At 45.3% G+C, this 13,493-nt stretch carries 9 protein-coding genes and 2 pseudogenes; 7 read left to right on the top strand and 4 right to left on the bottom strand.

The window, feature by feature from the left end:
- Window positions 1-455: 455 nt before the first annotated feature.
- Window positions 456-830 (top strand): annotated as a pseudogene (locus PJF56_RS22125) (endonuclease domain-containing protein); the annotation flags it as partial.
- A 213-nt stretch (window positions 831-1,043) separates the two neighbouring features.
- Window positions 1,044-1,577: pseudogene (locus PJF56_RS22120) on the top strand (type ISP restriction/modification enzyme); the annotation flags it as partial.
- Between the two features lie 189 nt (window positions 1,578-1,766).
- On the opposite strand, the gene PJF56_RS08510 reads toward PJF56_RS22120, so the two are convergent.
- Together PJF56_RS08510 and ccmP are read right to left on the bottom strand one after the other, a co-directional pair.
- Entirely contained in the window at window positions 1,767-2,534 is a 768-nt protein-coding gene (locus PJF56_RS08510; RefSeq protein ID WP_283762231.1) for a pentapeptide repeat-containing protein, read from the bottom strand.
- Window positions 2,535-2,553: 19 nt separating this feature from the next.
- Entirely contained in the window at window positions 2,554-3,192 is a 639-nt protein-coding gene (gene ccmP, locus PJF56_RS08505; RefSeq protein WP_283762230.1) for a beta-carboxysome protein CcmP, read from the bottom strand.
- A 230-nt stretch (window positions 3,193-3,422) separates the two neighbouring features.
- Here ccmP and PJF56_RS08500 point away from each other — a divergent pair, with 230 nt between their 5' ends.
- Entirely contained in the window at window positions 3,423-4,274 is an 852-nt protein-coding gene (locus PJF56_RS08500; RefSeq protein ID WP_283762229.1) for a bifunctional class I SAM-dependent methyltransferase/HIT family protein, read from the top strand.
- A gap of 19 nt (window positions 4,275-4,293) precedes the next feature.
- Here PJF56_RS08500 and PJF56_RS08495 read toward each other — a convergent pair whose 3' ends face one another.
- Window positions 4,294-5,265: a glycosyltransferase family 2 protein gene (locus tag PJF56_RS08495; RefSeq protein ID WP_283762228.1), complete on the bottom strand. Its 972-nt coding sequence runs from the start codon at window positions 5,263-5,265 to the stop codon at window positions 4,294-4,296.
- Between the two features lie 37 nt (window positions 5,266-5,302).
- Here PJF56_RS08495 and PJF56_RS08490 point away from each other — a divergent pair, with 37 nt between their 5' ends.
- Together PJF56_RS08490 and PJF56_RS08485 are read left to right on the top strand one after the other, a co-directional pair.
- The gene (locus PJF56_RS08490; RefSeq protein ID WP_283762227.1) at window positions 5,303-7,396 is read left to right on the top strand and encodes a hypothetical protein; all 2,094 of its coding nucleotides are present in this window, start codon (window positions 5,303-5,305) and stop codon (window positions 7,394-7,396) included.
- A gap of 22 nt (window positions 7,397-7,418) precedes the next feature.
- Complete coding sequence (locus tag PJF56_RS08485) at window positions 7,419-8,219, top strand: class I SAM-dependent methyltransferase (protein WP_283762226.1); 801 nt, start codon at window positions 7,419-7,421, stop codon at window positions 8,217-8,219.
- 136 nt (window positions 8,220-8,355) lie between these two features.
- Here the strand turns inward: PJF56_RS08485 and PJF56_RS08480 are convergent, their stop codons facing one another.
- Complete coding sequence (locus PJF56_RS08480; protein WP_283762225.1) at window positions 8,356-10,107, bottom strand: hypothetical protein; 1,752 nt, start codon at window positions 10,105-10,107, stop codon at window positions 8,356-8,358.
- Window positions 10,108-10,350: 243 nt separating this feature from the next.
- On the opposite strand from PJF56_RS08480, the gene PJF56_RS08475 reads away from it, so the two are divergent.
- On the top strand, window positions 10,351-11,694 hold the full coding sequence (locus tag PJF56_RS08475; RefSeq protein WP_283762224.1) for a sensor histidine kinase: 1,344 nt from the start codon (window positions 10,351-10,353) through the stop codon (window positions 11,692-11,694).
- Between the two features lie 53 nt (window positions 11,695-11,747).
- Window positions 11,748-13,421: an alpha/beta hydrolase gene (locus PJF56_RS08470; RefSeq protein ID WP_283762223.1), complete on the top strand. Its 1,674-nt coding sequence runs from the start codon at window positions 11,748-11,750 to the stop codon at window positions 13,419-13,421.
- Window positions 13,422-13,493: the final 72 nt, after the last annotated feature.

Below are 13,493 nucleotides of genomic sequence, written 5' to 3'. Positions count from 1 at the left end.
CGTGGGAGAGAGATTTAGAGAGAGGGCACAACCCTCCGCACCAGGCTGGGCCCTCTTCCCCCAGCCCCTTCTCCCCCGGGAGAAGGGGAGCATCAGAAGTCTCTCTCCCGTGGGAGAGAGATTTAGAGAGAGGGCAAGATTCTCCGCATCAGGCTGTGCCCTCTTCCCCCAGCCCCTTCTCCCACGGGAGAAGGGGAGTATCAGAAGTCTCTCTCCCTGGGGAGAGAGATTTAGAGAGAGGGCACAACCCTGGGCAAGATGAAGGCGTGCCCTCTTCCCCCAGCCCCTTCTCCCACGGGAGAAGGGGAACAGAAGTCTCTCTCCCTGGGGAGAGAGATTTAGAGAGAGGGCAAGATTCTCCGCATCAGGCTGTGCCCTCTTCCCCCAACCCCTTCTCCCACGGGAGAAGGGGGGCAGAAGTCTCTCTCCCTGGGGAGAGAGATTTTCCTTCGGACATGAAAGAGAGAGGGCACAACCCTGGGCAAGATGTCAGTCAATTAGCCGGAGCAAGGCGAATGATTCCCGAAGCTCTGCTGCAACGAGCAAAAGAACTTCGCCAAAGTCAAACCCCGGCAGAACAAATCTTATGGGAATGTTTACGAGCGAAACGGTTACAGGGGGCAAAGTTTAGGAGGCAACATAATATTGGTCAATGTATTGTTGATTTCTATTGCCATGGGGCGAAGTTGGTGATTGAAGTCGATGGGGGAATTCATGAACAGCAAAAAGAGCGAGATGCAGATAGGGATAATTGGTTCGCTGACCATGGATTTCGGGTTTTGCGCTTTAAGAATGAAGAGGTTACGGAGAATTTGATTGATGTTTTAGCGAGGATTGCCCTCTCCCTATATCCCTCTCCCACGGGAGAGGAACTTATACTCCCCTCTCCTGCGGGAGAGGGGCTGGGGGTGAGGGGCAGTGTTTCCGGGGATGCCCTCTCCCTATATCCCTCTCCCACGGGAGAGGGACTTACATCCCCCTCTCCTGCGGGAGAGGGGCTAGGGGTGAGGGCAAATGCTGCGGGAGAGGAGCTGGAGATGAGGACTATCACCAAACTCGATATTTTCCACTATACCTATGCCGTTCTCCATAACCCCCACTACCGAGAAAAATACGAACTCAACCTGAAGCGCGACTTTCCCCGACTACCGTTTTATGATGATTTTTTCCAATGGGCAAACTGGGGAGAGCAACTGATGCATCTGCACCTGAATTTTGAAACTGTTGAACCCTATCCCCTGGAGCGCGTGGATATTCCCCTGAAAGAAACCCAAACCTATCAACCAAAATTGAAAGCGGACAAAATTAACCATGAAATTATCCTGGACAATATCACCACGCTGAAACATATTCCCCCAAGGGCGTGGGACTATAAACTGGGTAACCGTTGCGCTCTAGAATGGATACTCGACCAATATAAGGAAAAGAAACCCCGCGATGCTACGATTCGGGAAAAGTTCAATACCTATCGCTTCATCGACTATAAGGAAACGGTGGTTGATTTGCTGTTGCGCGTCTGTACGGTTTCGGTGGAAACGATGAAAATTATTGAGGAAATTTCTGCGGTTAAGGGTTGACAAAAGGGAAGGGAGTGCGCCATAATAGAAATGGTGGCCAAAAATAATTTACAGCAGTTTTCGCTGTTATGAGGTACATTAATGACTGTTTTGAACCATAGCTAAAATGGCTCAAAGTGCTACCCAGTCTGCTGTTTGTTCCCCCCATCCCCCCATCACAGCGCGAAGCGCTGTATGTGATATTACTCATTACCCATTACCCTCAAACTGCGTTGAATTCAAAATCGCGCCCCGCAAATAAGCATCGTTTAACCGAGCGCCGATGAAATTTGCCCGGCTTAAATTAGCCCATCTTAAATCCGTATGATACAAATCTGCATCCCTTAAATTTGCCCCCCATAAATAGGCTCCCCCTAAATGAGCTTCACTTAAATTAGCCTGGCTTAAATCCACGCGATGAAGATGGGCGTTAATCAACTCCGCGTGATGTAAAATGGCATCGATCAGAACCGCTCCACTGAGGTTAGCTTCTCGACAATTGGCATAACTTAAGTTAGAGCGCCGTAAATTCGTATCGCTTAAATCCGCATCTTTAAGATTAGCTCGCATCAGATTTGCACCGCTTAAAGAAGCCCCTCGCAGATTGGCTCCCTCTAAATTCGCTTCAGTTAAATCTGCACCCGTAAAATTCGCCCCGCTTAAATCAGCTCTGCTTAAATCCGCTTGTTTGAACTGTGTGCCGATCGCCTGACTTTGGGTGAAGCAAGCCTGCCTTAAAAGGGAGCAAGAGGCGATCGCCCCACTCAAAGAAGCCCGATCCAGATTTGCCCCCTCCAAATCCGTGCGCGATAAATTCACCCGTCTCAAATCCACACCCGCTAAATCAATCCCTGGGAGCCGATACCCCCCCAAATCCGTCTCACTCAGATCCGGGGTAATCTCTGGATGAGCCATTCTCCACTTCTGCCAGGCAGGGATGCCGCGATACAATACTGCTAAATGTTCAGAATTCGCCATAATCACTTACTTCCATCACTTATTGAGTATCAGGCGGAGGATTTTCCCGTCCCGAAATATTCTCGATCGCCGCCAGCGCTGCTTGAGAAGCGGCGATAATATCCCGTTCTTCGCCCCCCAAATAAAGACGACCAAAAATCCCCACCGCTTGGATTTGCAAAATATTAATCAGCGCCGCCTTTTCCGACTCATTCGCCGCCAAAGCAGCATAGGCAGCCGGTTGCACCTCCAAAACATAGAGAGTTTGCCCCGACAAAATCATCTGTCCACGACGGTTGCGGTTAATCAACTGGGTTTGATGGGGGTCAATATTGCGGATAATTTGGCTCGAAATCACGCGCGGTTTCAGGCGATCGCGCTCTTTCACCCCCAAAGCATCTAAAATCGCCTGTCCTGCCGCCCGCGTTTCCCCCTGACTAGCTGAATGAATCTCCAACAGTCCATAGAGCCGCTCCACAAACTGAACCGCCGGGCGAACCCGCGTCGCCTTCAGCGCCACATCCGTAATCCGATTAATTTCAATCCCTGGAGCAACCTCAACCCACAACGACGTATCTCCCGGTAAAGGCAGAAAGCCTAAAGCCACCGTACCAATATAGGCAGCGTGCTGGGGTTGCAGGTTATCAATAAAAACATAGCTTCGTAATTCCGTAGCCAAAATCCAGAATACTCCCGATCTGTTTCCCTAGACATTCAATCATACAGCGCTTCGCTTTGGTAATGGGGAGTGGGGAGTCGGGAATAGGGAAAACCCAGTTTTGCTGCTTCCTTGAATAATCCATAAATCGTCTTCGCCTATTTTCTTGACTCTATATTTAGAAGTTGACAAAATGTACATTATCTTAACCCCTCGCCATTACCCATTACCCACTACCCATTACCTAATTTATGAAAAAGCCAACCAATAAATACAGCCATCTCACTGCTATTGACCGTCAATTTTTATCCTTTCCAGGGCGGTTTTTATTAGAAAGAAACCGATTGCAAGGACAGATTCTAGACTTTGGCTGTGGGTTAGGTAATGACGTTAAAATTCTCTCTAAACAAGGGTTTCAGATTAAAGGCTACGATCCTCACTATTTTCCCGACCATCCCCAGAATAAATTTGATACCATTATTTGTTTTTATGTTCTCAATGTCTTATTTCCTGAAGAACAAGCCACTGTAATCATGGAAGTATCTCATCTCTTGAAACCGGGCGGAAAAGCCTATTATGCCGTCAGGCGAGATATTAAAAGAGAGGGCTTTAGACAACATTATGTGCATCAAAAACCCACCTATCAATGTATCGTTAAATTGCCCTTTAAGTCCATTCACATCGATGAGTCTTGCCAAATCTACGAATATGTTCACTACAATTATCAAAGACATTCTAGCGATCGCTGCATTTTTTGCAATCCCCGCAAAAGCTTAAGGTTACTCACGGAATCAGCAACAGCCTATGCCATGTTTGATGGTTACCCCGTGAGTAAGGGTCATGTGTTGATTGTACCTAAACGTCATATTGCCAATTATTTTGAATTGCCCTTTAAGGAACAATCAGCTTGCTGGTTTATGGCTAATAAAGTACAAGAGATGTTAACCCAAGAATTTCAGCCTGATGGCTTTAATGTGGGCATTAATGTCAATCATGCGGCAGGTCAAAAAATGGGCCATGCCACGATTCATATTATCCCTCGCTACCAAGACGATACACGAGGAAATCGAGGCGGAATTCGCCATGTATTGCCTAAAAAGTAAGGTTCCCGGTTCTACTCCCTCACCCATCCCTAGGGCGATCGCCCTTTTCCCAACCTCGAATTTCTGCTAGGGTATAGAGGGGCCGACCTTTGACTTGTTCGTAGATGCGGCCGATATATTCGCCCAGAATGCCGATGCTGACCAATTGTACAGCTCCCAGAAAGAAGATGGCAATCAGGATGGTGGCAAACCCGGTGAGGGGAGCAGTAGGGGCAACAATGCGCCAATAGAAGACGAGTAGAGCCATGAAAAGGGCGATCGCCGCCGCCCCTAAACCTAGATAAGTAGATAAACGTAAGGGAACCTTAGAAAAAGATACAATTCCATTAATCGCCAGAGAGAGCGACTTGGCAAACGTATATTTCACCTCACCGGAAAACCGGGGACTACGCTCGTATAAAATCGCCGTTTGCTCGAAGCCAATCCAAGCTCGCAAACCTCGAATGTAGCGATCGCGCTCCGGCATCTGATTTAGCAGATCCACCACACACCGATCCATCAAACAAAAATCCCCCGTATCCGTCGGAATCTCCACATCCGCCAAATATCTCAGCATCCGATAAAACCAGTAAGCTGTCCATCGTTTGCGCTTTTTTTCTTCATGTCGGCGCGTTCTTTGAGCATACACCACCTGATAGCCTTCTCTCCATTTTTTAACCATTTCCGGAATTAACTCCGGCGGATCTTGCAAATCGGCATCCAAAATTACCACCGCTTCCCCCCGCGCATAATTCAACCCCGCAGTCACCGCAATTTGATGACCAAAATTCCGTGCTAAACTCAAATAGCAAACCCGGTTATCTCTCTGATACAATTCCCGCAACAGACGTAAAGAAGCATCCGTGCTGCCATCATTAACCAAAATTAATTCCGTCTGTCCCTCTAATTGCTCCATCACCGACTGGAGACGCTTATACAATTCAGGAATATTGTTTTCTTCATTATAAATCGGAACAATAAAAGAATAGGTTGGCTTGACAAAAAGTTCCATTGTTGTTTATAATCTATCCTTAGATTAAAGTAGGGGTATGACTAAAGCTAACTTGATTAAACCATGGTTGGGGCACATCATTTGTTTCGTGCTTCTAGTCATTACCGTTTGCAGTGGTACAATTCTTTATGTCTCCAGTGAAAAGTATTTTCACTTTTGGGATTTTGCTGCTTATCAAATCTGGACTCAAGAAAGTTTTACCGCCTTTAGTCAATCTTGGTCAATGGGTTGGCAAGAACTGCAAGTCTCTTTTTACCAGTCCTATAATAAGCTATATACCCTGCCCTTGATTCCGGGATTGTGGCTATTCGGAGAAACTCGGCTAGGGTATATCCTCAGTTTGGCGATCGCCTATTTAATCCCCTTCACCTTAGCTATAGGCGCGATCGCCACCCAACTCATCCGTATTTCCCCCCCCCTCGTCTTCTGGTCAACTGTATTTTTCGCCCTCTGTATTCCCGCAACTTGGTTACCCACATTAACAGGATATCCAGACACTGGAGCCGCCCTATTTATTGCTCTAGCACTTTGGATTTACTTAAAAAATACACGCTTAAAACATGGGTGGCAAATCCCCCTAATTGGAATTTTATTAACCTTAGCCTTTGTCTGGCGCAGGCATTTTGTTTATTCAGGAATTGCCCTCATTCTAACCTTCATCCTTCAAGGCCTTCTCACCTATCTTAAAGAAAAGAATCAACAAACACCTAAAGCCATCAATAACCTGATTGAATATCAAATTAAAATCGCCTTAATTGGCTTAACCAGCTTGCTCACATTAGGGCTAATCGCGCGACCCTATTTACTGTTGGCACTCCAAAGAAATTATACGGATCTTTATCAATCCTATGTCAGACCCTATGGTCAACTGTTGCACCAATACCTTCGTTTTTATGGAGTCAGTTTACTGGCTTTAAGTCTCATAGGCTTGGTCATGGCTTGGGGGAAGTTATCGCGCCAACACTATCGTATTGTATTAATTTTTTATGCGATCTGCGCCATAGAATGGATCGGTATTCTCCGCTATACAGGCATTCACTATACCCTGCATTTCACTCCCTTAGTAATTTTAGGTGTAATTTTCTTGGTTTGGGCCATTATCAGAGCTACCAGTACAACTATCAGAACCGGTTTAGTTTGGGCAATCATCGGTTATTTAATGCTCAACTTAACCCTATCGTTGACTCCCCTAGAACAACCCTTAAGCCGCCCTCCTCGGAACACCCTATTTTCTTTGTATTTGCCTCCTCTCTACCGCTCAGATTACCCGGAATTAGTCCGACTGCTACAAACTCTACATCGCCTTGCACCGAATCAAGAACCTTTGTATCTTGTTGGCTCATCTTCGATTTTTAATTACTCCTTAATTATCTCAGCAGAACAAGAATTATATGGTCAAGATAGCTCTAAACTCTATATCCAGCCAACGCCAATTGTAGATTCGAGAGATTGGTATCCTCTAGAACAGTTTTTACAGGCAAAGTATGTTATTATTGCTCAACCCTATCAACATCATCTTACCCTCGAAGAAGCCGATGTGGAGAAAGTTATTTATGATATGTTTGCTCAGAATTGGCAAATCGCAGCAGACTTTGAGCGATTACCCTTAGACTTTGAGCTAGAAAATAACATCAAACTGGTGATTTATCAACGACTGAAGGAGACTTCGGTGGAGACAGCATGGAAGACTTTTATACAAATGCAAGAAGTGATTGGCGATCGCCCCGGAAATCAACCGCCATGGATCGCCTTAAATCCTAACTTTCAAACTGCGATTTTACCCCAATCCGATACCTATACCCTAGCCACCTCTTTTAATGAGCAAAATTATAATCAAACTCTAGATATTCTCTGGATTAATCCTCTCCCTAATCCCTTCACCTTAACCGGAAAGCCTGTATTTTCTGATGCTACTTGTCCAGAGTTTAACTTACGCTTATCTTCGGTTAATCCACAAGGTGAATCAGAAACTCTTAGCGAAACCAGCTTGCGTGTTGATGCTCCATCCCTGTTTGAATTGCCCTTAGAGCCACATTCCGAGGGCTATCTCAATCTTAGCTTAAGGGTAACTGACCCCAAAACGTTCACAACTACTTGTTATCTGCGAATCGATGAACTAAACTTAGAATAGATCCCTAAAACTTTATTTTTAAATGTCAGAAAAAACCTTAAAAAAAGAACGAGAATTTCATGATCGCTGGGCTGCCACCATTGAGATTGACCAAATTCAGGTCGCCGATTATTTTGAAGCTTGCACCGCTCCCGAAAATCGCTTTATCTTACATCACTTAGGCGATGTGAAAGGCAAAACCCTATTAGATGTGGGCTGTGGAGCCGGGGAAAATAGCGTTTATTTTGCCCAACAGGGCGCTCACTGTGTGGCTTCTGACTATTCTCCCGGTATGGTGGAAGTGGCATTAAAGTTAGCTGAAAACAATGGGGTGAAGATTCAAGGGCATGTGGGCAATGCCATGGCTTTTGATTTTGCCGACGATAGTTTTGATATTATTTATATCGCTAATCTTTTGCATCATCTTCCCGATGTGAAAGTGGCGCTGAAAGAATGTCATCGGCTGGTGAAACCGGGAGGAAAAGTCTGTTTTTGGGAACCGTTAAAACATAATCCAGTGATTAATGTTTATCGACGCATGGCGACTGAAGTACGCACGGAAGATGAGCATCCTTTAGATATTAACATCGTACCCTTTGTCAAGTCCTTATTTGCTCAGACTCAATGGGATACCTTTTGGATTGCCACCTTGTGGATTTTCCTCCGTTTTTATCTGATTGAACGAGTGAACCCCAATGAAGAGCGCTATTGGAAAAAGATTATCTTAGAAAAGGAGCGATTGGAACCAGAATATCGGCGATTGGAACAGATGGATGGGTGGCTAAAACAGATTCCAGGGATGAAGCGCATGGCGTGGAATTTAGCGGTAGTAGCCACCAAATAATATCAAATCCGATTAATGGGAAAAGAGAAGCGGGCAAGATGCCCGCACTCCTCAAATTCTTTGATAGGACTGGAGTGGGAGCATCTTGATCCTTAAATATTTACCTAGGATATTTCAATAGTTTTCCTATTCCCCATTACCCATTCCATCCCCACCAAGGACTGACTTCTATCCCTCCCATAGGAGTCAAAACGACTCGGAAAGAGTTCAAACTTGTACCTTCAAAGTCAGCAATTAAACTGAGATCCGAGAATGGGGTATTGTTTACCCAATCTTGAGCTTCAGGAGAACTGGGAAGATAACCGGTAATCCTTCCTTGAGAATCTACAAAGACACGATAGATCAGTCGTTGCTTAAATTGGGGATTTTCTTGCCAAGCTTGATCCAGTTGGGTGTAGACTTTTTGATTTAAATCGACTTGAGAAATAGCCATAGATGGGATGTGTTCCAAGTTTTTAATCGCGCTCATGGCTTCGGGTTCTGGATATTCCATTAACACCCATTGGGTTAAATCTAAAACATAGTGACTCACCAAAGTAATCCGCTCATAAGACATAAAATAAAAGTGCAATTTATGGGGATTCTGGATATCTCGATGAACGACTAAGCCGTTAAGTCCGATATCCTGGCGATAATTCATGGCTAGATTGTATCCATCAAGCATGACACTAAATAAGGGACTCTGGTGGGGTAGATTTTGTTTCAACTGTTGATAATTTTCCGTAAATTTAGGTGCGAATCCAATGGGAATATAAAGTCCCCGATCGTACCGATCCGTGGAAACTTGGGGAATTTGATGCCAATCGAGTCCACTGACGACAAATTTACGAATTTTCCCGGATTGACTTTTTAAGATAAGTTCTAATTCTAGTAATTTTTCATCTGCCAAAGGTGATTCAATGGTTTTAGCTGTGGCACTCTGCAAATGGGCAATCTGACTATAATCGGTTGTCCAGAGGCGATCGGGATGATAAATGCCTGGAGGAACAAAGGTTTGAAATTTGGGATTGGCTTGGCGCAAGTCTTCCCAGGTTTTAACAGAGTCTAGGGGTTGATTGAATACCATGAGTTTTGCCTTGCTGAGTTGCTCATTGATGGCGAAAATATTTTCGTTGTTCAAATCTTGAGCATCAATGAGATAGCGACGCTTGACTGTGCGTAGGGAGTCTAAATTAAAGGGCATTCCACTATAGAAATCAAATCCGGGCCAAGGTTCGATGGATGGGGCATGATTCCAATAGGCAACGCCATTGAGTTCACTAACTAGGCGAGCGTAAGCTCCTTTGGGAAAATCAAAATAGCCTTGATAAATTTTTTGTTGTCCGTCTGGATTTTGGGCAAAAATGGCTACTTCCCAATAGCCTGCACCTAAGCAATTATTGGTGAGGGAGATGGAAAGATCTTGGGGATCATACCCCATGAATCGATCGCGGAGATGAATTTCTGGGGAACCTGCCGGAAAAATAACTCGTTGTCGATTAAATTCCTGTTCGGTGAGAAACCATTGGGTTAAGGTTTGGTTTTCACGAATGGAGGCAGGAATTTGGGGGATCATTAATCGCAAATCGACAGGGCTTAAGAGAATGGGGGTAGATTGTCCGTTCTGGCTGATTTCAAATTCGATGTGATAGAGAGAATCTGGGGCGCGATAGAAACTAATCTGTTTGCCAATTAGGTTGGAGCTGCTAAGGGTTTCAGTGTTGAGGGGAATCTGAGTTAAGTTAAAATTGCCGTAACGCAGATAGACCGATCCGGCGATCGCCCCTAAACTGAGTACAGTAGCGGCTAAAGCCCCAGGAATAATCCCAGAGGGTAAGTTCCAGACATACTCAACGCTCTGAAGCTTTTGAGAACCTTTCGGTTGAGGAGCAGGTAAACTGGTTGTCACGATCGAATCCTCCGGATTGTCCAAACTTTTATCGGATAAGTCAATCCTATAAATTGCGATCGGCGATCCACTTGGATCGAATCACCTAAATTGGCTGGCACTCTAGTACCAATCTAATTTAGTCCGAAAGAACTATTTGACGTTCACATAAGTGCAGACCTCAGATCCTCGATTCTGTGAAAACATTCCCGTAAGATCAAAACAGGTTCACAAATTTGTGCAAGATGAGGATCGGGGGAAGCCATGGCCCGTTTTTTTAGATGGAAATCTTATTTTAATCATCCATTTTATCTTTTACTTTACTTAGAATGGATTTTACTGGGAATTGCGGTGTTAGCCACGTTTACGCCTCCTCCCCATGTTCCTCATGTTCCCCCTCCTCAGCCTCCCCATGATTTGGGAATGCCGCCACCCCCTCCCCGAATGCCGCCACCTCCCCGACATCCCAGCCGGTTTATTCCTGGAATTTTGGCCAGTATTGCCAGTTTGGGGGTGATGGGTTTGCGCTTACCCCAAGCCCATCACCCCTTGATTTATCAGATTCTGTATACGGCTTTGGGGTTTGGTTTGAGTGGGTTGGCAGTGGTGTTTGGGGGACGAGGAGCCAACTTTTTTTCCGCTCTATTGCTGGTGGTGGTGATTCGAGGCTGTTTAATGTTTCCCTGGCGCGGACGGGTGATGGTGGCGCTGGTGGCTTATGTTTCCTTTCTGGGCATGTTGGTGGGAACGATTCTGAAACGGGTGGGATTTTTTCGTTATTTGTCCCAGGAGATGGATCGACCGCCTGATATGATGTTTTTTTTATCTGGGCGATCGCAAAGTTTTATTTTCCATTTAACACTCAATTCGGCTCTCTTATTTGCCCTGGTTTTAGTATTTGTACTGCTATTGGTGGGGGCACTGTTGAGTGAAAAGCAAAGTCGAGAAGATTTAACCCACGCCCATCGGCAACTGCGCCAATATGCCCTCTTGGTGGAAAATCAAGCGGCATTACAAGAGCGTAATCGTATTGCCCGTGAGATTCATGATTCTGTGGGCCATTATTTAACGGCTCAGAGTATTCAGTTGGAGAATGCGGCGGTGTTTTTAGCCCAAGAGCCACCCAAGGCTCAGGGGTATGTGAAGGAGGCGCAACGGTTGGGGAAGGAGGCGCTTAAGGATGTGCGCCATTCCGTGTCTGCTCTACGGGCAGATCCATTGAAGGGGAAGACGTTGGAGGCGGCGTTACGGGAGTTATTGCAAGAGGTAAAACAGACGACGGGAATTCGCATGGAGTCGAAGTTTAAGGTGAGGTCGGCTGTGTCCAAAAAATGCTCGACAGCGCTGTATCGGGTGGTGCAGGAGGCCCTGACAAATGTGACTCGTCATAGTCAGGCGACGTGGGTAGGAGTGTATGTGATGGAGGTGAGTGGAATGGTGTGTTTGCGGTTGCATGATAATGGGCGAGGGTTTGAGCGGGATCTCAATTCTACGGGGTTTGGCCTGCAAGGGATGCAAGACCGGATTCAGGCGATCGGAGGACACTTTGAGATCAAGAGTGAGGTGGGGAAAGGGTGTCAGGTTGAGGCGGATATTCCGATGAATTAGGGCTGAAAATACTAGAAAATACTGTATGATCGAATCGCATTGAGGAGTGAGCTATGAAAATTCAGTCTATCTTACTGAGAATTTTTTATGGATTATTTTTATTCGGGTTAAGTTTCTTGACGGGTTTAGCCAGACCCGCTCACAGTGCAGAAAAGATATATTTTACCTATGGGCCGTTAGAGTTTGCTATGTCGGTTGATTCCCTAGATAGGTTTGCGAAAACGGGGGAAATTACTTCAGATTTTCAGTTTTATGCAAAATTTATGAAACCGGAAGATCTCAATGAGTTGCAACAGTTACTACAACAGCAATTTAATTTAAGTGCGGTGGCTGTTTCTCAGATGACCTATACCGCTATGGGAGAAGAGGTTTTGAAGCGGTTAGGATATTTGGTGCAAACTCAGAAGCGGCAAAATGGGTTTTATGCCCTGAGATCTGCCTTGATTTTAGCGGCCGACGATCCAGAGGGATTAACGTTAGTGAATATTATGCGCTATTTTCCCAGTCAAGGGATTCGGATTAATACGAGGGTGATTTTTGAATTGCAGAATCTTTTAGCTACGTTTTTTCAGTATCGGAATTCGGTGGTAAAAACGATTACTGAGCAAGCCAATGCTGAGGCGATCGCCAATCCGATTCCTGATACTCTGCCTGATATCCTGCAACCTGGCCCCTTCAGGGTTCGCAAACAGACTTTAATTGTTAAAACACGGGAATTTTTAGAGTCGGATATCGACCTCTATTTACCGGAAAATCAAGAAAAACCGGCTCCCTTAATTGTCATTTCCCATGGATTTGGATCGACGCGGAGTAATTTTGTTGACTCGGCGACCTATCTGGCTTCCTATGGGTTTGCTGTGGCGATTCCCGAACATATTGGGTCTAATTTAGTTTATCGCCAAGCCCTGTTAGAAGGTTGGTTAAATACAGAAATTTATCCCGATGAATTTGTGGATCGTCCCTATGATATCAAAAAAATGTTAGATGAATTGGAAACCTTACAAGCAGAAGGGGTAACTTGGGCCCAGGGAATCAATGTGCAAAATGTGGGAATTCTAGGGCATTCCTTGGGCGCAACTACGGCTTTATCCTTGGCTGGCGCTGAGTTAAATCGAGAACGCCTGCGCGAAAAATGTACCCTGGAAAATCCGATGTTAAATGTGTCTGTACTCCTGCAATGTCGTGCCAATAGCATAGATGTGGATGAATACCAGCTACACGATCCTCGCGTTCAAGCGGCGATCGCCGTTTATCCCCTCAGTAGTGTCATTTTTGGCCCAGAACAAATTGGCAACATTGATATCCCCACTCTGCTCATGGCCAGTAGTCACGATATCGTTACCCCCGTGGTCACTGAACAAATTTATCCCTTTTTGTGGTTGCAACATCCAGAAAAATATCTAGCTTTAATGGTTCCTGGAAGCCATTTTTCGGTCAGCGCTCCGACGGAAAATAATAATCCGTTTACTCCAGAATCGGCCCAAGAAAAGCCGAGAGATAATACTCTCGGCATTAATGCCATGAAGAGTTTAAGTTTAGCTTTCTTGAAAGTCCATTTACATCAAGATGATTCCTATCTTCCGTACCTCAGTGCGAGTTATGCCCAAACCCTGAATGGAGAAACCCTACAACTCAATTTAATTCGCTCTTTAGAGGTTGAACAATTAGAGCAAACCTATGGACAAGAATTACCCCTTCCAGTTTTTGAAGTCATGAGTAATGAGTAGGGGCGGGTTATCCCCAAATTGATGATACCGACAAATTAATTCTGTAAACCCGCCCCCACCCCATGAATGTTG

The organism is Roseofilum halophilum BLCC-M91 (genome assembly GCF_030068445.1).
GTDB classification, from domain to species: Bacteria; Cyanobacteriota; Cyanobacteriia; order Cyanobacteriales; family Desertifilaceae; genus Roseofilum; species Roseofilum halophilum.
This window is presented reverse-complemented; position numbering and strand designations above follow the sequence as displayed.

Coding starts and splice junctions, on each gene's coding strand:
- PJF56_RS08510 (WP_283762231.1), bottom strand. CDS start 2,534: ATGGCGAATTCTGAACATTTAGCAGTATTGTATCGCGGCATCCCTGCC.
- PJF56_RS08500 (WP_283762229.1), top strand. CDS start 3,423: ATGAAAAAGCCAACCAATAAATACAGCCATCTCACTGCTATTGACCGT.
- PJF56_RS08495 (WP_283762228.1), bottom strand. CDS start 5,265: ATGGAACTTTTTGTCAAGCCAACCTATTCTTTTATTGTTCCGATTTAT.
- PJF56_RS08490 (WP_283762227.1), top strand. CDS start 5,303: ATGACTAAAGCTAACTTGATTAAACCATGGTTGGGGCACATCATTTGT.
- PJF56_RS08485 (WP_283762226.1), top strand. CDS start 7,419: ATGTCAGAAAAAACCTTAAAAAAAGAACGAGAATTTCATGATCGCTGG.
- PJF56_RS08475 (WP_283762224.1), top strand. CDS start 10,351: ATGGCCCGTTTTTTTAGATGGAAATCTTATTTTAATCATCCATTTTAT.
- PJF56_RS08470 (WP_283762223.1), top strand. CDS start 11,748: ATGAAAATTCAGTCTATCTTACTGAGAATTTTTTATGGATTATTTTTA.